Genomic DNA, 18,148 nt, shown 5'->3' with positions numbered 1-18,148 from the left:
CGGGGTTCAGCGCCCGAGGATCTGGAGGAGAGCGCCGGTCAGTTCCTTTTCCATGTCCGTCGTCCCGGCCTCGGTCCGCCACGCCACGAAGCCGTCCGGACGTACCAGCACCGCGCCCTCCGGTGCGACGCCGTGCACCGAGGACCAGTCCGCGTCGCCGCCGGTGTCCAGGTCGTACTCCGCTCCGTCGCCGATGGAGTGGACGTCGAGCGGTACGTTGAGCCGCGCGCCCGCGGTGCGGGCCGCGGTGTGCCAGCCGGCACCCCCGCAGAGCAGGACGAAGGAGCGCTCGTACAGGTCGACGGTGGAGACCTTCGCCCCGTCGCGTGTGACCCAGAGATGCGGTGCGCGGCTTCCGGGCTCGCCGTTCAGGCACAGGACGTCGGGGAGGACGGGGTCGTCCGCGTTCGCGCCCACCACCGCCCGCGAGGCGTAGCGATAACCCAGTGCCACGGTCATCAGGTCCGCGGTGTCGTTCGACGCCGTTCTGGCGGAGTAGCCGGGGTGCTGTTCGCGAGCCGCCTGGATCGTCGCCCGCGCGCTGGTGGTCTGTGCCACCGGCCTGCGCTCGGCCTCATAGCTGTCCAGCAGCGCCGGGTCCGCCCAGCCCCGGAGGACCCCGGAGATCTTCCAGGCGAGGTTGTGCGCGTCCTGGATACCGGTGTTGGATCCGAACGCCCCGGTCGGCGGCATCTCGTGAGCGGAGTCGCCGATGAGGAAGACGCGTCCGTCCCGATAGCTGTTCGCCACGCGGTCCGCCGCGTGCCACGGTGCTCGTCCGGTGATCTCCACGTCCAGATCGCGCACCCCGGCCGCTGCCCGGATGTGGTCGGTGATCCGGGCATCGGTGAAGTGCTCCAGCGTCTGTCCGCGCTCCGGGAACCAGGGCACATGGAAGACCCACTGCTCCTCGTTGTCCACGGGCAGCAGCACGCCTTCGCCGGCGGGGTCGGTGACGTAGCAGACGACGAACTTCTGCTCCCCCGCGACCTCGCGCAGCATCTTGCTGCGGAAGGTGACGCTGACGTTGTGGAACAGATCGCCCGAGCCCGAGTGCTCGATCCCGAGCCGCTGGCGGACGGGGCTGCGGGGACCGTCGGCGGCGAGCAGGTAGTCCGACCTCACCGTGTACGTCTCGCCGGTGTCCCTGGCCTGCAGAACGGCCTGCACCCCGTCGTCGTCCTGGCTGAAGGACAGCAGTTCCGTGCTGAAGCGCACGTCCCCGCCCAGGTCGCGGGCACCTTGCAGCAGGACCGGTTCCAGATCGTTCTGGCTGCAGGCGCAGCGCATCGTCGAGCACAGGTCCGCCTCGGGCGGCCTGCCCGTGATCCGCGCCGAGAGCCACCGCCGGGTCGTACCGCGCAGGGTGTCCACCTGCAGGATTCCGTGGTTCTTCGACAGCGTGGTCGCGGCTTGCCGGATCTGCGGCTCGAGGCCGGCGGTCCGGAACAGTTCCATCGTCCGCATGTTGTTGCCGCGGCCGCGCGGATGCGCCGACGTGGCGGCGTGACGCTCGACGACACAGTGCTGGATGCCCAGGCGTCCGAGGAACACGGATGCGGACAGGCCCACGAGTGAGCCCCCCACGACCAGGACGGGCACATACTCGTTGCCGCGATCGTTCATCGCGTTCTCTCCTCCGGATCAGCGTCTTCGCAGCACGGGGGCCGATGGGTTCCGTGGCTCGCTCTCAGTTTTTTTTGCCATGCGCGGCGAGCCGATAAGCAGCGATCACCCGAACAGAGGTACATCCGCCCCGCCGCAGCCCGCACGAATGGGCCCCGGCGACCGTGCGGGAGGCCTGTGGGTGCGATCGGGCGAATCGCGTTTATGCACGGGATCCTTCCGGGGACCGGTGGATCGTAAGTCGCACATCTGCTGTCCCGTGGCCGGGGCGGAAGCTTTCAGAAAGGCCGGGATGATGACTCAGCTCGACGAACGGGACACGAAGAACTCGACAGCGGACGCGATCGCGGCGGCCTCACGCGGTTCAGTGGAGTACCGCGCCAACCCCTATCCGGTGTACGCGTGCCTGCGCGAGTCGGCCCCGGTGTGCCGGCTGACTCCCCCGCACGGGGTGACCACCTATCTGATCACCCGGTTCGACGACGCCAAGGCCGCCCTGACGGACCCCCGCATCAGCAAGGACATGTACGCGGCGATGGACGCGTACCACACCATCTTCGGCGACTCGTCCATCGCGCTCGACGACAACATGCTCTTCGCGGACCCGCCCAAGCACACCCGGCTGCGCCGCATCGTCAACAGGGCGTTCAGTCCGCGGCGTATCGAGTCCTTGGGTCCTCGTATTCAGCAGGTCACCGACGAACTGCTGGACCGCTGTTCCACCGACGGGCCCATCGACCTGCTGTCGTCCTTCGCCTTCCCGCTCCCGCTCATCGTGATCTGCGAGCTCATCGGAATTCCCGAGCACGAGCGCGCACAAGCGCAGAAATGGTGCACCACCGTCGCGCGGACCGGGTTCAGCAAGGCGGACAAGGAAAAGCTGGCGCAGGCCGAGGGTTCACTGCGGGACTACTTCGCCGAACTCATCTCGCGGAAGCGGGAGAACGCGTCCGACGACCTGCTCAGTGATCTGATCCGGACGCAGGACGAGCAGGGTGCCATGACCGACGGCGAGCTTCTGTCGACCCTGTGGGTGCTGCTCTTCGCCGGCCACAAGACGACCGCGTACCTCATCGGCAACGCCGTGTTCAACCTGCTGACCCACCGCGACCAACTGCACGAGGTCCTGGAGGACCCGGAACTGCTGCCGAACGCCATCGAGGAGGTCATCCGCTTCGAGGGCTCGGTGGAGAACGCGACGTTCCGGCACGCGCTGGAGGACATCGACATCAGCGGCACGCTCATTCCCAAGGGTTCCCTCGTGCAGGTCGCGGTCGCCTCCGCGAACCGGGACCCGGAGAAGTTCGCCTGCCCCGACACCTTCGACGTGAAGCGGCCGGGTCTGCAGAGTGCGCACCTCGGCTTCGGCAGCGGAGCGCACTACTGCCTCGGTGCGCCGTTGGCCAGGATGGAGATGCGGACGGCGCTGACCACGCTCTTCGAGAGGTTCCCGAAGATCGATCTCGACTTCCCCGCGTCCGAGGCCGAATGGCTCAAGGTCCCGTTCCCCGCGTTCCGCGGACTTGAGAGACTCCCCGTCACGCTGGCTCCGTGACCGGTCGTCGGGTTGCCCGGACCGGCACACCCACGGGCCTTCGGCGCACATCACGCCGAAGGCCCGTGACCTTTGCGCGTACCTGAGCAGCGCTGCCTGACGAACGCGTTCGTTACGATCGGGACATGACTGCGCAGCGAGAACCGATCAGCCGCCGTGAGCGACCCGCCAAGCCGGCCCTGACCCGACGCGGGATCGTCGACGTCGCCGTGCGGGTCATGCGCTCCGAGGGGCTGGAAAAGGTGACCATGCGGCGTCTGGCGCAGGAGCTCGACACCGGCCCGTCCTCGCTGTACGTCTACGTGGCCAACACCGCCGAGCTGCACGCGGCCGTCCTGGACGCCCTACTCGGAGAGGTCGACCTGGCCGTCGACGGCGCCGGAGCCGGCTGGCGTGATCAGCTCGTCGCGGTGCTCACCTCGTACACCCGCGTCCTGTTCGAGCACCCACAGCTGGCCCGGTCGGCTCTCGTGGCGCGCCCGAGCGGCGAGAACTACCTGAACCTCGTCGAGCGCCTGTTGAGCCTGCTCTCCGGCAGCGGCGCACCGCGGGAGCAGGTCGCCTGGGGAATCGACAACCTGCTGCAGTACGCGACGGCGACGGCCGCGGAGCACGGGACGCAGAGCAGCTCACCGGAGCTGCAGAACGACTGGAACGCCCTCATCAGCGCCGCGCATGCCGTGCATGAGGCCACCCACCCGATGATCAAGGCGCACATGCCCGCCCTGCTCGCCGGTCCTGCCGAGCAGCGGCTGGCGTGGGGCTTCGACGTTCTGATCAACGGCATCACGCACACTCCCGTTCCGGACACTGCGGGCTGAACGGCCGCGGGGGCTTCCAACACCACCGCGTCGAGACCCTGGCCCACGCTCACCCTCTCACGAACTTGTTCGTAACGAACGTGTTCGCTACGGTGAGGTGGTCGGACCCGACCTGGGCCGACCCAGGCACCACGGCTCACGCGCACACTCGCGCCCGCTTCCGGAGGTACGAGATGACGACCCACCACCCCGTCGCGATCATCGGCGGAGGCCTCGGCGGCCTCACCGCCGCCCGGGTCCTGCACGTCAACGGCATCGAGGCGACCGTCTTTGAACTGGAGGCATCAGCGAACGCCCGCACTCAGGGCGGCATGCTCGACATCCACGAGGACAGCGGCCAGAGGGCACTGCACGCCGCCGGACTCCACGACGGTGTCCGCAAGATCATCCACGAGGGTGGTCAGGCCCTGCGCCTGGTCGGCCCCGACGGCACCGTGCACCTGTCCGAGGAGGACGACGGCACCGGCGACCGCCCCGAAGTGGACCGGGGAGACCTGCGCCGGTTGCTACTGGAGTCCCTCCCGGACGGCACGATTCGCTGGGGCATGAAAGTGAGCGGCGCCCGCCCGCTGAGCGACGGACGCCACGAGGTGACGTTCGCCGACGGATCCGCCATCACCACCGACCTCCTGATCGGGGCCGACGGCGCCTGGTCGCGCGTCCGGCCGCTGCTCTCCCCGGCCGAGGCCGCCTACACCGGCATCTCCTTCATCGAGACCGATCTGCTCGACGCCGACGCCCGGCACCCGGGCAGCGCCGCCCTCCTCGGCGACGGGTTCTTCATCTGCCTCGGTGATCAGCGGGGCTTCCTCGCACACCGGGAGGCCGACGGCAGCCTCCACGCGTACACCGCGCTCAGGACCGACGAGGACTGGCTCGACACGATCGACTTCGCCGACAGTGCCACTGCCAAGGCCGCGGTCCTGTCCCACTTCGAGGGCTGGGACGAGAACCTGCGCGCCCTCATAGCGGACGCCGACGGCGCACTCGTCCCCCGCCGCATCCACGCGCTGCCCGTCGGGCACCGCTGGGACCATGTCCCGGGCGTGACCCTGCTCGGCGACGCCGCGCACCTCATGTCCCCCTTCGCCGGGGAGGGAGCCAACCTGGCCATGCTCGACGGAGCCGAACTCGGCCTGGCGATCGCCGCCCACCCCGGCGACACGGAGGCGGCCCTGACCGCGTACGAGGAAGCGCTCTTCCCGCGTGGCGAGGCGTCCGCCGCCGAGTCCGCCACCAGCCTGGAGACCATGTTCGGCGAGCGGGGCCTGGAGCGAACGACCGAGTTCTTCGCCTCCCACCGGGAAGCCGGGTGAAGCCGCATCAGGACGAGGCCGCCCGACCGTCACCGGGCGAGGGCGGGAGGACCAGCGTCGCCAGGTGGTCGTCCAGGAGCTCGATCTGGCGGTGGGGTGGGAACGCCTCGGGGTCGAGGAGGGCCTGTACGACCAGGCCGAGCACGAAGGACTGGATGCCGGCCGCGACGCGGGCCGCGTCTCCTGCGGGCAGTTCGCCGAGCTGCTGGGCCGCGGCGACCAGGTCGCGGAGCTTGTCGCGGCTTCGCGCGTACTTGCCGGCGTAGTCGGCGCTCAGCTCGGGGTCGGCGAGCGCGATGTCCCAGGAGGACACCCAGATCCGGTTGCTGACGGTGGCCTCGTCCGTCAGCGGCAGGACGTCGAGGAGCGCGGCCCGCACGGCGGACATGCCTTTCCCCGCGGCACGCCGAAGACGGGCGTCGCTGCGCAGTTCGAGCAGGTCCAGGGCGTATACGACGAGGTCGCGCTTGGTGGGGAAGTAGTGGGTGAGCAGGCCGGTGGTCGCGTCGAGTTCGGCGGCGACGGCGCGCATGGTCAGTCCGCCGAAGCCGTGCGCGGCCAGCACCCGCCAGACCGCTTCGGAGACGTCGCGCCGGCGGGCCTCGTGATCCCCCTTGGTGCGTGGCATGCTGCTACCGTACATAACCATAACGCTTGTTGTGTGAATGGGGTCACCATGTTCTCCCTGCCGCTGCGGGACAACGCTCTTCTGCGTCCGCTCGAGATATGGCACGCCGAGGAGTTCGCCGCCCATATGGACCGGGCGCGGGAGCACATCCGGCCCTGGGTCGGGGTGAAGTTCGTCACCGACGATGTCGACGGCGCGCGGGCCACGTTGCGCCGGTACGCGGAGCGCCAGGCCGCGGACGGCGCCCGCATCTACGGCATCTGGCTCGACGGCGTGCTGGTCGGCGGTGTGATGTTCGTGGACTTCGACTCCGTCTCCGGTTCGTGCGAGATCGGTTGCTGGCTGGAGCCGGCCGCCGAGGGGCACGGCCTGGTGACGGAGGCGTGCCGCACCTTGCTGGAGTGGGCGTTCACCTCCCGCGGGGTGCACCGGGCCGAGTGGCACTGCCGGGCCGACAACGGGCGCAGTTCCGCGGTGGCCAAGCGGCTCGGCATGACCCTCGAGGGTGTGCGGCGCGAGTACTGGCCCTACGGCGGTACCCGTTACGACAAGGAGATGTGGGCGGTCCTCGCCCCGGAATGGCGTGCCCACCGCCAGTGACGGCAAGCCCGCGTGCCCGGTTCGAGGAACGGCAGGGCCCCGTACGTCAGCCGTACGGGGCCCCAGTGTCTTGCCCGGTCGAGCGAGGATGATCCTGGTCAGGGGTTGGCGGCCGACCGCTCGTCGTCGGTGAGGGGCGGCTTGGCCAGGAACGGCCGCTTCGGTCCGAGCAGCATCGGGACGAGCATGTCCGGGGAGAACAGGCGGGTCGCCGGCTTCTCCATGCTCATCACGTCCAGGAGGGCGCCGAGCGCGCGCGGGTTGCGGGCGCCGGTGGCCACTGCCCGGTCGACGAACGCGGCGAGGCAGCGCTCCACTGCGGTGGGCGGGGTGACACTGGCGCCGGGGTAGAACGCGTCCTGGCCGACGGCCAGGTCCCAGGCGGCGGCGACGGGCCGGGCCGCGACGCGCTGGAGGCGGCGCGCGAGACCAGGGGCCGTGACCGGGGTGGTGCGCAGGGTGTCGCGGACGGCGAGGGCGCCCTGAGCGGCGACGGTGAGGCCGTGGCCGTAGACGGGGTTGTATCCGGCGATGGCGTCGCCGAGGACGGTGAACCCGTCGGGCCAACGGGCGAGTTTCTCGTAGTAGCGGCGGCGGTTGGCGGTGCTGCGTGTGGTGGCGACGTCGCCGAGCGGCTCGGCGGTCTTGAGCAGTTCCCCGATGACGGGGTCGCCCAGGCCGAGCGCGAAGTCGACGAACGCGTCGGGGTCGCCGGTGGGTTCGCCGCCGCGGGTGCCGGAGAGCGTGACGATCCAGCGGCCGCCCTCCACGGGGAGGATGATCCCGCCCTGGCCGGGCGCGTGTGCGGGGTTGGCCTGGACGTTGACGAGGGGGAAGTCCCTGTCGGCGGTGGTGCCCGGTGCGCGGTAGACGCGGGTGGCGTAGGCGACGCCGGCGTTGACTTCCCGCTCGGTGACGCGGGGCAGGCCGAGGTCCTCGAGCCACCGGGGGGCGCGGGATCCGCGGCCGGAGGCGTCGATGACGAGGTCGGCGGTGAGGACGGACGTGTCGTCGCCCGTGCGGACCTGGACACCGGTGACACGGTCGGCGTCGCCCACGAGGGCCAGGGCGGTGGTGTCCTGACGGAGCGTTATTCGCTGGTCGGCGAGGACGTGCCGGCGCAGCACGGCGTCGAGGAGATCGCGGGAGCTGACGAGGTTGCGGTGGTGCGTCGCCGTGAAACGGCGGAACCACACCTCGTTGGGGGCGCGGGAGACCATGTCGCCCATGATGTGGACCAGGCGGCCGCCCTCGGCGACGACGCCGTCCACGAGGCCGGGCACCAGGTCGTTGAAAGCGCGTACGCCGCCGCTCCACACCAGGTGGGCATGTCGGGCCTGGGGAACGCCGCGGCGGGGCTCGGGGCCGTCGGGCAGGGTGTCCCGTTCGAGGAGGGTGACGTCGGCGTGGTCGGTGAGCGCGGCGGCGGCGAGAAGACCCGCGGCGCTGGCGCCGATGACGATGGCGGTGGGCCGGCGGGCGGTTGTGTCAGGCATGTGCGGTCACGCTCTCTGTGCTGGTCACCCGCCGGCGGATGCTGCCGATGAGGCGGGGGCGGGACAGGGCCCGGGAGACGGCGTCGATGTGGTCGGCGATGTCGGGTGCGGCCTGCTGGGGCCGGCCGCCGACGATGGGGGTCTGGTCGCGGTACGCGTCGGTCGCGGCCTGGACGGCGACGGCCCCGGCGATCCCGTGGGCCTCGTCGGCGCCGTGGGCGGCCGCGGCCGCCTCGTACGCCTGCCGGTAGAGGCCCTGGTCGAGGTAGGGGGCGAGCAGGCGCAGCGCGTCATGGATGCGCTGCCGGCGCTGCATCAGGCGCAGATCGACCGGGGCCCAGAAGCCGAGCCGGGCGGTGGCCGCGGCGGTCCTGACGACGCGGACCACGCGCCACAGGGACCGCAGCCGCCGGTAGTCACGCTGGTCCCGGCTCCACCGTTGCAGGGCAGGCCCGGTCTGCGGGGCGATGAACCCGAGGGCGACCAGAATGGCTTCCATGAGCGCGAAGGGAGGCGCGGCCTTGGTGCTGAGAACATCGAGGTCGGCTCCGAACCAGCGGGCGCTCACCGCGATCAGCTTGGTGACGTCGAAGACCAGCCCGGAGGCGAACCCGAGTTGCAGGAAGACCACGCCGGTCTTCAGCCACCGGTTGGTCACTTCGGGCAGCCACCGCCACAGCATGTAGGTGGCGACCAGGGCTGACACCATGTGCGCGAGCACGTACAGCAGGATGTGCTCGCGCATCCAGGGCGTGCAGGCGTAGTAGGTGTCGAGGTCGTAGACGCGGGGTTCGGGGGCGTGGGCCAGGAGGAACGTCGCCCAGAGGCCGACTCCGACGGCCGCGTAGATCCAGTAGATGCGGATCATCCGCCGCCGACGGCCTTCGGAGGGTGCCTCCCGCCATCGGATGATCATGGTCAGGCCGGTCGCGTTGAACGCGGTGAGAAACGAGTACGCCCACGGCGCCGCGATGTTGGGGACGCCGGTCAGTACGTTGAGCCGGTGAATGTTGATCGGGTTGATCACGACGAGGACGGCCGTGGCCCAGGTGAGCAGCAGGGTGGTCGCCCTGACGTCGGGGTCGCGCCAGGCGCGTAAGAAGGTCGGCGTCTTGAAGGCGAGCGCGATGGCGAGCAGAGCGGTGGGCAGCAGGTACGGCACATGGAAGTGGGGGCTCATCGGAGAAGGCGCCCGCCCCGGTTAAGCAGCGACAGGTTCAGGCGGCCCTCCACGGTGGTCGCGCTGACCGGGCTCTCCGCGTACCGGCCGGTCACCCACGTGCGGACCTCACGGCCGAAGAGCAGGCCGAAGGTCTCGGCGTCCACTTCCTGGCTGTCGACCGAGTCGGACCGGGCTGCGACGGTCAGGAGGGCGTCCCGTGGGACTTCCTCCGTGGTGAGGATCTGCTCGACCGCTCGCCGCACGGCTTCGGGCGCCACGCCGGTGGTGGCGCGGGCCGCCGCGTTCATGCCGGCGACGTGGTGGCCGCAGTCACCGTTCTCCTCGTGCCACAGCTCGTGCCCGAGGATGACGAGCTGGGCCTCGGGGTGCATGCTCTGCTCGACCACGATGACGGAGCGCTCACCGAAGTCGATCCTCATGCCGGAGACCGGGACGGGCAGGTCCGCGGGGAACGAGCGGAAGGCCAGTTGGACAGGGCGGCCCGTGCGTGCGCTCATGGCCTGGCAGAACGCGTTCATGACGGCCCTCGGTTCGTCGGGCCGCCGGACGGTCCTGGATGCTTCCCTGCCGAGGGTGGTGAGCAGAGACTTCATGGCGCGGGTACTCATCGGCCGTTGTCCTCCTGTGGGGGCATGACGGACTTGATGACGCCGGCAAGGAGCGTCTCGAGCTGCTCGGCGGTCAGGCTTCCGTGGTGGCGCATGTCCGTGGCGACCACGCCGTACTTCTTCATCAGCGCCTGGACGGGGTCCTGTTCGGGGTGCTCGTAGGTGTCCAGGATCGGCAGCAGCGCCCGGTTGAGGGCGTCGGGGGCCTCGTCGGTGAAGAACGCTTCTCTCGCGTCGTCGAGGTCGAAGAACTTCACCAGGGCGTGGAGGAGTTCGACGGAGGGAACCTTCCTGCCGTCGATGATCTGCCGGGCCCACACCTCGGATACGCCGCACTGCCGGTGCACGGCGGCGACCAGCTCCGGCTTTCGTCTCCCGGTCCGGGCCAGGTGGGCGTCGGCGAGAGTTCTCATCCGTGCGCAGACCCGTTCACCAACCTCCTCACGGGGTGGTGTTCCCCCGGCGAGGAGCGTGCGGACGGTGCTTTCCGGCAGAGCCGTGTTCTCTGCCAGCCGACGTGGGTCGAGGAGTTCCGCACGGTTCAACCGCTGATCTTCGACGAGCGCGTCTAATCGCTGAAGCGTCTCAGGGAGGGACGACTTGGGCCTCACCGGTTGTCTCCCGGTTCTCATCAGTTGTGGTGTGGCGTGCAGCCTATGCGGACGACACCCGTCGTACAAAGGATCGTTTTCAGCCCGGACAACGATCGTTGTCGTCTGCTGACGGCGCGTTCGCGGGGGCCTGGGCGCTCCGCCGTCGCCCGGACCACCCGGCTCATCAGAACACCGGCGGCCCCGCCTCCATGCGGCGCAGTACTGGCGGCAGGCGGTCGAGGTCGAAGCCGGTCTGCACTTGTCGTTCGTCCCACCAGGTGGCGCCGGCGTCGCGCAGCGGGCCGATCACGTCCCTGGCCTCGGCCGCGTCCGGGGACGTGGCACCGCCCAGCACGAACTCGAAGGGCAACTCGGCCCCGGCCGTACGGTGTTTGCGTACATAGCCGACGAGATCGCGCACTTCGGACGCGTCCGGTACATGACCATGACGGGCCGTCTCGAAGAGCGGCACCACGCCGTCCCACCGCGCTGCTCGCCGCATGGGCGGGCGACGCGGCCAGAACCCGCCGATCCACACCGGTGGACGGGGACGCTGCACGGGGGCGGGCAGTAGCGCCACGTTCCGGGCCTCGTAGTGCCGGCCGCGGTGGTTCACCGGCTCGCCGGACCAGTATCGCCTCAACAGGTCCAGTCCCTCGTCCAGCCGCTCGGCGAGGAGGCGTGGGTCGGCGGCGTCGCCGAAGCTGCGGTACTCGTCCTCGATCGGGCCGCCCAGCCCGGCGGCGAAGATCACCCGGCCGCCGCTGAGATGGTCCAGGGTGGCCACCTGGCGGGCGAGTTGCTGCGGACGGTAACGCGGGACCGGCGTCAACAGGGCGCCCAGTCGGATCCGGGAGGTCGCGAGCGCGGCCGCGGTCAGCAGCATCCAGGGGTCTGCGAAGGGGCGGCCCTGGTGTTGCCGATGCAGTACGTGGTCCCAGACGAAGAGCCCGTCCCAGCCGGCCTCTTCGGCGGCAGCGGCCGCGGTGGCCACGTTGCAAGGGTCCGCGAAGTCTCCGAAGTTCGGAACGTTGATGGAGAAGCGCATCCCAACAGGCTGCGCAGCCGGCCGCGAAGGAGCAATCGGATTCCTGAGGTGCGCCTCCTCCCACAGCTTCTCGATGAGGCCGTGGTCCAGTTGCCTGGTCCGCTTCGACGGCCTTCCGAAGTCCGGCGCGGGTTGGTCCCTTGTTTCGCGCCGGCTCCACCGCGAGACTGTCGCGGTGCCGCGTCCGTGCCGCCGCCGGCTGTGGCGGATCCGACGTCCTGGGAGTAGCTAGTGCCCCGACAGGCAGCGTTCGCCCCGTCGCGACGCCCGGCACGCTCCCCCGAGCTCTTCGAGCAGGGGGGACCCCCACTCGCCGCACCGGCCGAAAGCCCAAGTACGTCCAGTACGAGGACTTCCGGCCGGCACTCCCCCAAGCTCTTCGAGCAGGGGGGACCCCCAGAGCACGCACCGGACGCCGCTCCTTCACGGGCAAACGTCACCTGCCGCGGCACTAGCCATGCCGGAACTCGTGCCACCGCTGCCTGCCGGCTACCGGGCACGCCCGATGACAGGCGATGACATCAGCGACGTCCGTCGCCTCGTCTCGGCCTGCGAGCGTGAGCTGTACGGCCGGGTGCGGACCGACGCCGGCGGCATCGCCGCCGTCCTCGCCCGGCCGGGGCTGGTCCCGGAGCTGGACACGCTACTGATCCACGACCGGACGGGGCATCTGGCCGCTCGCGCATGGGTGGACCGGCGCTCTGAGGTCGACGTGCATCCCCGGCACCGGAGTCGCGGTCTCGGTGCCGCACTCCTGGACTGGGCCGAAATCCGTGCCCGCCAGGCAGGGTGCGTGCAGATCGTCCAGACCGTGCCGGACGACGACCCGGAGGCCGTCGCGCTGCTGCGCTCCCGCGGGTATGAGCCGATGGTGACCGAATGGCTGCTGGAGTTCGCCATGCCCGACGAGCCCGCGGTGCCGGAGCCTCCCGCGGGCGTCACGGTCCGGCCATTCCGCCCGGGCGACGAGCACCGCGCACACCAGCTCATCGAGGACGCCTTCGACGAGTGGCAGCAGCGGCGCAACTCCTACCAGGAGTGGGCCCGGCACACCGTCGAGCGCCCCACATTCGCGCCCACGTTGTCGGCGCTGGCCTTCAGCGGCGGCCAACTGGTCGGCGCCGCGATCGCGTTGGACCCACCGGAGACCGGCGAGGGCTACATCGAGCAGGTCGCGGTTCACCGTGACCACCGCAACCAGGGCATCGCCCGCCTGCTCCTGCTTCACGCCTTCCGCGCCTTCCATCGGCAAGGCCGGCGGACGTGCACCCTCGGCACGCATTCCGAAACCGGCGCGCTCACCCTGTACCTACGCGTGGGCATGAGGGTTCGCCACAGCTCCACGGTCTGCCGGAAGAGCCTGGGGGTGGTCTAGAGACGTCGGCTGTAGATCGTGATCTGGCTGGTCGGGCCGGTGCGGAGACGGGTGTGGCCACTGTTCCTGCCATGTTGATCTTGCTCGGGGTGGGTGTTTGGATGGCGGGCGACCAGACAGGGGCGGAGCACTGATCCGGGGCCACCCCGACCGCACCCTCAGCCAGACGTGCGAAGGAGCGACCGGCTCGGTGTCTTCTGTTGTGCGGGGACTTAACAGAACCCGCCCATTGCTGCTCGTGACGCTGCCTGCCGCGTACGGCACAGCCGTGTCCTTCATCCCCTCGCCCTCGGATCCGCATCGGTTCTGGATCGCGAACCTTGCAGCGCCCTTCCCGCTGATCGCTGTCGTGGCAGGCCTGCTCTGGACGGGCTGGGTTCGCTCGATGCTCGCTGGGTTCGCCGGTGTTCTCTCGGCGGTCATCGGGTTCTACGGCCGCGGGCTCTGGAACGCGCTTTTCCCCCCTGACCGGATAGTCATGTACTACGGCCATCTGGGGTACGGGGCCGTCGGAGTGCGGGCGCACCTCGCCTCGGAATGGGCCATCGGCATGCGGCAGTGGGTCATAGCCGCACTGATCACCGGTGCAGCCTTCGGTGCCCTTGGCAACTGGGCAGCACACAGGTCCGTGATGATCCGCGCATCCGCACTGGCGGTCCCGTTCCTCGGTGAGGCCCTCTTCCGCGCGTTCATTGAGCGTGCCTACACCGGCGCCGCACCTCTATGGTGCGCAGAGTTCGCCGTCGGCCTGGCCATCGGTATCGCACTGCTCACCGGCCAACGGCGGCAGCGCGCATAATCCTTGGCAGCCGGTGCTCGGGCCCACCACGGACGGGGGGGGGTGGAGTGCTAGAGACCCAGGTCGCTCAGACCTGGGTGGTCGTCGGGACGGCGGCCGAGGGGCCAGTGGTACTTGCGCTCCTCTTCCTTGACAGGAAGGTCGTTGATACTCGCCAGGCGGACCCGCATCAGGCCCTGCTCGTCGAATTCCCAGTTCTCGTTTCCGTAGGAACGGAACCAGTTGCCCGAGTCGTCGTGGCACTCGTAGGCGAAGCGTACGGCGATGCGGTTCCCCTCGAAAGCCCACAGCTCCTTGATGAGCCGGTAGTCCAGTTCCCTGGTCCACTTCCTGGTGAGGAAGGCGACGATCTGCTCGCGACCGTTGATGAATTCGGCACGGTTGCGCCAGCGGCTGTCGACCGTGTAGGCGAGAGCCACACGCTCAGGGTTCCGGGTGTTCCACGCGTCCTCGGCGAGGCGGACCTTCTCGGTCGCGCTCTCCCGGGTGAACGGGGGAACAGGAGGCTTCGAGGCCATGGACTCTCCCGGAGCATCACGGTTTCCAAGGTCTGGTGCCCGCCATACCGACTCGGTCGCGTTCGGCCCTTCATTCCATACCGATCATTCGCGTGATCGCAACAGCACATCCGCCCCGCTCACCTGGCAACACGCAGGTCAGAGGGCGCCGACCGTTTCCCCTCACGGTGCTTGTTCACTCTCATGGGTGCGCAGCAGCCCGACGACGTGATCCGGGCGGCGTGCGCCGCGCACGGCGCCGTAGCAACCTGGAGGCATGGCCGTGATCCACCCGCGATCACGCGCCCGTGGTTGGCGGCGTGGGGCGGTCACTGTGCGAGGTGACGACCCGCCGTGGTGCGCGACGAAAGGTGACCCATGAAGTGCGCGGTGATCGGCGGTACCGGCCTGATCGGCTCGCAGGTCGTGAAGAAGCTCAACGCGGCAGGACATGAAGCGGCGCCGCTCTCGCTGTCCACAGGCGTGGACGTGATCACCGGCCAGGGTCTGGAGGAGGCGGTGGCCGGTGCCGACGTCGTCGTCAACGTGACGAACTCCCCGACCTTCGACGAGGCTTCCCTGACGTTCTTCCGGACCTCCATGGACAACGTCCTGGCCGCCGGCCACAAGGGCGGGGTCGGGCACGTCGTCATCCTCTCGATCGTCGGTACCGACCAGGTGCCCGGATTCGTCTACTACCAGGCGAAGACCCTGCAGGAAGACATCCTCAAGGCCGGGTCGATCCCCTACTCCATCGTCCGGGCCACCCAGTTCATGGAGTTCATCGACGCCGTCCTGTCCTCGACCACCGAGGGCAGCACCGTCCGCCTGCCCAGCACCCTTGTCCAGCCGATCGCCGCCCGGGAGGTCTCCGACACCGTCGCGGACGTCGCCGTCGGCCCCCCGCTGAACGGCACCCTCAACATCGCCGGCCCCGATGTCTTCGCCCTCGACGAACTCGGCCAGGTCACTCTGAACGCCCGCCCCGACGGCCGCACGGTCGTCACCGATGACACCGCCGGCATGTTCGCCGCCGTCCGCGGCGACGCCATCATCGCCAAGGGCGACGCCCGCATCGCGCCCACCCACTACAGAGACTGGCTCACGTCCCGCACATGAGGTCGGCGTAACGGCGGGCGGGCGCTGCCGTAATTCCCGGGCGGACGTGGTGGCGGGTCTCGTACGGTTCCGGGATGTTGACTGTACGAGCCATGACGGAAGCCGATGTTCCGGCTGTATCGGCGATACGAGTGACCGGCTGGCAGGCCGCCTATGACGGGATCGTGCCGCGGTCCTTCCTCGACGACATGACGGTCGAGGAAGATATTCAGCAGCGCCGTCGGCACTTCGACAGCTCGAAGGAGGGCACGACCAGCACGACCGACCTTGTGGCGGTCGACACTCACGGACGAGTGGTGGGCTGGGCGTGCCTTGGGCGTTCCGGCGGCGACGGGACCAGTGCGGCTGTGGGTGAGCTCTACGCCCTGTACGTGCAGCCCTCACTCGTCGGGACGGGGATCGGGCGTACGCTCCTCGACGCCGTGCACGCTCAGGCTCGTGTGCGTGGCTTCAGCCTGATGCTGTTGTGGGTCCTCACCGACAACACTCGGGCACGTCGCTTCTACGAGCGGGCCGGCTACACCGCCGACGGTGCTGTTCAGGCTGATGACTACGACGGAGTGTCGGTGCCGGAGGTTCGTTACCGGTGCGTCCTGTAGGAGGGCGGGCGGAAAGCCCCGGAGCATGAGTCCAGGGCTTCGAGGCTTTCCCGTAAGCCGCGGTGGGTCAGGGTGACCGGGTTGACGATCAGCCGGGGAAGCGGACCGACTCCAGTACACGGGCCGTCTCCGCGTGGCCCGTGTAGTCGAGGAACAGCACCCGGGAGACGGGCAGGTGCCACGCCTGGGGTGAGAAGCGGTAGCCGCTCGTGCAGGCGGCCGTCCAGCGGTCGTAGGCCGCCGTGCGGCTGCCCACCGGGCGCAGGCCGGACTCGATCGGCGGCGACGACGTGCCGCTGGTGATGCCGTTGAAGGAACCGTCCGCGAGGGTCGGGCGGACCGGGCAGGGCTGGACGTCGGTGGCCGCGTACCAGCCGCCGGACTGGCGGGCCTCGTAAGGGCGCAGTTCGTTGCCGGTGATGGAGCCGGACTTGATGGCGATTCCGGCGCAGCCGAACGCCGTGGGCAGACCGGCCCGCTGGAGGGGTTGTACGCAGGCGTCGCTGCCGTACTTCGTCAGGGTCCAGCCCGGGGGTATCTCGAACGTCAGCCCGGCGAAGGAGGTACGCGGCCAGGCGGCGCGAGCGGGCGGTGCGACCGTCTTCTTGACGGGTGTCGGCTTCGGGGTCGGCTTTGGTGTGGGCTTCTGTGTGGGCGTGGACGTGGTGCGGGCCGGGGTGGGAGTCGGCGATGCGGTCGCCGACGGACTCACCGGTGAACTCGCCGCTGTCTTCTGAGGAGTTGACCCCCCGGTGGTCGACTTCACCGACGTGGCCCCCTCGTCGGCCGGACCGCACGCGCTCGCGGCGACAGCGAAGGTCAGGCACGCGGCGGCCAGCAGCAGGGGTCTGAGGCGCTTCTTCATTGGTGATCTCTTCATGGCAGCAGGAGTGTGCCATCCACCTGCCGGCTCGCATCTCACGCGTACATAACGAAAGTATCGCCCGCCCTTTACCTGCGGAAGATGGGGGAGCGGGCACCGCCTTGCTCGTCCACTCGCCGAGCCAACCGTATGGCTGCGGCGCGTCAGGTGAGGCTCGCGGCCTGTTCCGCTGTGTTCTGGGTTGCGTGCTCGCGGCGCGGGAGCAGCAGCGGAGTCGCCAGGAGGAGCACTCCGGCGGCGGCGAGCGCGATGCGGGGGCTGGTGACGGCGGCCAGCAGACCCCACGCGGCGGTCAGGGCGGCGATGGCGGTGCTGGTGCTGACCGACCACGCCGCCAGTGTGCGGGCGACGCGGTCGGGGTCGGTGTGGTCGAGACGGTAGGTGGACAGCACAGGGTTGTACACGCCGCAGCAGGTGATGAGGCCGAGTTGGACGGCGATGACGAGGAGGATCCCGGGGAGGCCGGGTTGGACGAACGCCAATCCGACAGACCAGCAGGCGCGCAGTACCCCGAAGGTGCGCATCACCCTGTGCTGCCCGGACCGCGCCACGAGCCGGCGGGCCAGGCGTGAGCCGACGAGGCCGCCGATGCACGGGGCCGCGAACACCAAGCCGTACTGCCAGGGTGCGAAACCGAGACGGTTCAGCAGAAGTACGGCGAGCAGGGGTTCGGAGGCCATGATCAGGCCGTTGACCGCGAGCGTGTTGAAGAACAGCGGGCGCAGCACGGGGTGGGTGAGGATGTGGCGCCATCCTTCGAGCAGATCGCCCGCTCGAAGCCGCGGGGCGCCGGTCCGTGCGGGGCGCGGCTCCGTCCCTCCAATGGCGCGGATGCCGAGCGCCGAGAGCAGGTAGCTGACCGCGTCGGCCATGATGGTCGTCACCGGACCGAACAGCCCGATCGCGGCCCCGCCGAGCGGTGGTCCCACCATGGTCGCGGACCACGTCGTGGACTCGAACCGGCTGTTCGCGACGAGCAGGTCCTCCGGCGGCAGGAGCGCCTTCAGATAGGCGCCGCCGGCCGCGGTGAAGGCGATGTTGGCCGCGGCGACGCAGACGGACACGACGAGCAGCTGGGCGAAGCTGAGCCGGCCGAACGCGAAGGCGGCAGGGACGCTCATCAGAGCCGCGAACCGGACCAGGTCCGTCGCGATCATGACGGGCCGCTTGCGGCGGAACTCCACCCACGGGCCCAGCGGCACCGCCACCAGCGCCCCCACGGCCCGCCCCGCGGCGGACAGCGCCGCCACCTCGGCCGGACCGGAGTGCAGCACGAGGACCGCGATCAGCGGGAACGCGCCGAACCCGAACCCGGTGCCGTACGAGCTGACCGCGTACGAGGCCCACAACCACCCGAACCGCCGCCCCAGCGACCGCCTGCCTGTCATCTCCGAAACGCCTC

At 69.8% G+C, this 18,148-nt stretch carries 18 protein-coding genes; 8 read left to right on the top strand and 10 right to left on the bottom strand.

What is annotated here, in order from left to right:
* Positions 1-6 precede the first annotated feature (6 nt).
* Positions 7-1,626: an FAD-dependent oxidoreductase gene (locus OIE49_RS35350; RefSeq protein WP_326805866.1), complete on the bottom strand. Its 1,620-nt coding sequence runs from the start codon at positions 1,624-1,626 to the stop codon at positions 7-9.
* A 295-nt stretch (positions 1,627-1,921) separates the two neighbouring features.
* Here OIE49_RS35350 and OIE49_RS35345 point away from each other — a divergent pair, with 295 nt between their 5' ends.
* From OIE49_RS35345 to OIE49_RS35335, 3 genes are all read left to right on the top strand, one after another.
* A complete protein-coding gene (locus OIE49_RS35345; protein ID WP_326806426.1) occupies positions 1,922-3,181 on the top strand; it encodes a cytochrome P450 family protein in 1,260 nt (419 codons plus the stop codon).
* A gap of 125 nt (positions 3,182-3,306) precedes the next feature.
* On the top strand, positions 3,307-4,002 hold the full coding sequence (locus OIE49_RS35340; RefSeq protein WP_326805865.1) for a TetR/AcrR family transcriptional regulator: 696 nt from the start codon (positions 3,307-3,309) through the stop codon (positions 4,000-4,002).
* A 173-nt stretch (positions 4,003-4,175) separates the two neighbouring features.
* Positions 4,176-5,318 carry an FAD-dependent oxidoreductase gene (locus tag OIE49_RS35335; protein ID WP_326805864.1) on the top strand — a complete coding sequence of 381 codons (1,143 nt, stop codon included), beginning with the start codon at positions 4,176-4,178 and terminating at the stop codon, positions 5,316-5,318.
* 7 nt (positions 5,319-5,325) lie between these two features.
* On the opposite strand, the gene OIE49_RS35330 is transcribed toward OIE49_RS35335, so the two are convergent.
* A complete protein-coding gene (locus tag OIE49_RS35330) occupies positions 5,326-5,946 on the bottom strand; it encodes a TetR/AcrR family transcriptional regulator (protein WP_326805863.1) in 621 nt (206 codons plus the stop codon).
* 48 nt (positions 5,947-5,994) lie between these two features.
* On the opposite strand from OIE49_RS35330, the gene OIE49_RS35325 reads away from it, so the two are divergent.
* Positions 5,995-6,546 carry a GNAT family N-acetyltransferase gene (locus tag OIE49_RS35325; protein ID WP_326806425.1) on the top strand — a complete coding sequence of 184 codons (552 nt, stop codon included), beginning with the start codon at positions 5,995-5,997 and terminating at the stop codon, positions 6,544-6,546.
* A 98-nt stretch (positions 6,547-6,644) separates the two neighbouring features.
* Here OIE49_RS35325 and OIE49_RS35320 read toward each other — a convergent pair whose 3' ends face one another.
* From OIE49_RS35320 to OIE49_RS35300, 5 genes are all read right to left on the bottom strand, one after another.
* Positions 6,645-8,042, bottom strand: a complete 1,398-nt coding sequence (locus OIE49_RS35320) for an NAD(P)/FAD-dependent oxidoreductase (RefSeq protein WP_326805862.1) — start codon at positions 8,040-8,042, stop codon at positions 6,645-6,647.
* Positions 8,035-9,222 (bottom strand): MAB_1171c family putative transporter, encoded by a 1,188-nt coding sequence (locus OIE49_RS35315; RefSeq protein WP_100570876.1) that lies wholly within the window; start codon positions 9,220-9,222, stop codon positions 8,035-8,037. Before OIE49_RS35315 ends, OIE49_RS35320 begins: the two co-directional genes overlap by 8 nt.
* The gene (locus OIE49_RS35310; RefSeq protein WP_100570877.1) at positions 9,219-9,833 is read right to left on the bottom strand and encodes a toxin; all 615 of its coding nucleotides are present in this window, start codon (positions 9,831-9,833) and stop codon (positions 9,219-9,221) included. The genes OIE49_RS35315 and OIE49_RS35310 overlap by 4 nt, the downstream gene beginning before the upstream one ends.
* Positions 9,830-10,246 (bottom strand): hypothetical protein, encoded by a 417-nt coding sequence (locus tag OIE49_RS35305; RefSeq protein ID WP_326805861.1) that lies wholly within the window; start codon positions 10,244-10,246, stop codon positions 9,830-9,832. The genes OIE49_RS35310 and OIE49_RS35305 overlap by 4 nt, the downstream gene beginning before the upstream one ends.
* A gap of 364 nt (positions 10,247-10,610) precedes the next feature.
* The gene (locus tag OIE49_RS35300; RefSeq protein WP_326805860.1) at positions 10,611-11,474 is read right to left on the bottom strand and encodes an LLM class flavin-dependent oxidoreductase; all 864 of its coding nucleotides are present in this window, start codon (positions 11,472-11,474) and stop codon (positions 10,611-10,613) included.
* Positions 11,475-11,979: 505 nt separating this feature from the next.
* Here OIE49_RS35300 and OIE49_RS35295 point away from each other — a divergent pair.
* Both OIE49_RS35295 and OIE49_RS35290 read left to right on the top strand, forming a co-directional pair.
* Complete coding sequence (locus OIE49_RS35295; RefSeq protein ID WP_326805859.1) at positions 11,980-12,849, top strand: GNAT family N-acetyltransferase; 870 nt, start codon at positions 11,980-11,982, stop codon at positions 12,847-12,849.
* A 229-nt stretch (positions 12,850-13,078) separates the two neighbouring features.
* Complete coding sequence (locus OIE49_RS35290) at positions 13,079-13,648, top strand: hypothetical protein (RefSeq protein WP_326805858.1); 570 nt, start codon at positions 13,079-13,081, stop codon at positions 13,646-13,648.
* Positions 13,649-13,698: 50 nt separating this feature from the next.
* Here OIE49_RS35290 and OIE49_RS35285 read toward each other — a convergent pair whose 3' ends face one another.
* Positions 13,699-14,166, bottom strand: coding sequence for a nuclear transport factor 2 family protein (locus OIE49_RS35285; RefSeq protein ID WP_326805857.1), 468 nt, complete (start codon positions 14,164-14,166; stop codon positions 13,699-13,701).
* A gap of 357 nt (positions 14,167-14,523) precedes the next feature.
* On the opposite strand from OIE49_RS35285, the gene OIE49_RS35280 reads away from it, so the two are divergent.
* Together OIE49_RS35280 and OIE49_RS35275 are read left to right on the top strand one after the other, a co-directional pair.
* The gene (locus OIE49_RS35280; protein ID WP_326805856.1) at positions 14,524-15,264 is read left to right on the top strand and encodes an SDR family oxidoreductase; all 741 of its coding nucleotides are present in this window, start codon (positions 14,524-14,526) and stop codon (positions 15,262-15,264) included.
* A 92-nt stretch (positions 15,265-15,356) separates the two neighbouring features.
* On the top strand, positions 15,357-15,863 hold the full coding sequence (locus tag OIE49_RS35275; RefSeq protein ID WP_326805855.1) for a GNAT family N-acetyltransferase: 507 nt from the start codon (positions 15,357-15,359) through the stop codon (positions 15,861-15,863).
* An 88-nt stretch (positions 15,864-15,951) separates the two neighbouring features.
* Here the strand turns inward: OIE49_RS35275 and OIE49_RS35270 are convergent, their stop codons facing one another.
* Both OIE49_RS35270 and OIE49_RS35265 read right to left on the bottom strand, forming a co-directional pair.
* On the bottom strand, positions 15,952-16,743 hold the full coding sequence (locus OIE49_RS35270) for a hypothetical protein (protein WP_326805854.1): 792 nt from the start codon (positions 16,741-16,743) through the stop codon (positions 15,952-15,954).
* Positions 16,744-16,889: 146 nt separating this feature from the next.
* Positions 16,890-18,134: an MFS transporter gene (locus tag OIE49_RS35265; RefSeq protein WP_326805853.1), complete on the bottom strand. Its 1,245-nt coding sequence runs from the start codon at positions 18,132-18,134 to the stop codon at positions 16,890-16,892.
* Positions 18,135-18,148 lie beyond the last annotated feature (14 nt).

This window comes from Streptomyces sp. NBC_01788 (assembly GCF_035917575.1).
Taxonomy (GTDB): domain Bacteria; phylum Actinomycetota; class Actinomycetes; order Streptomycetales; family Streptomycetaceae; genus Streptomyces.
This window is presented reverse-complemented; position numbering and strand designations above follow the sequence as displayed.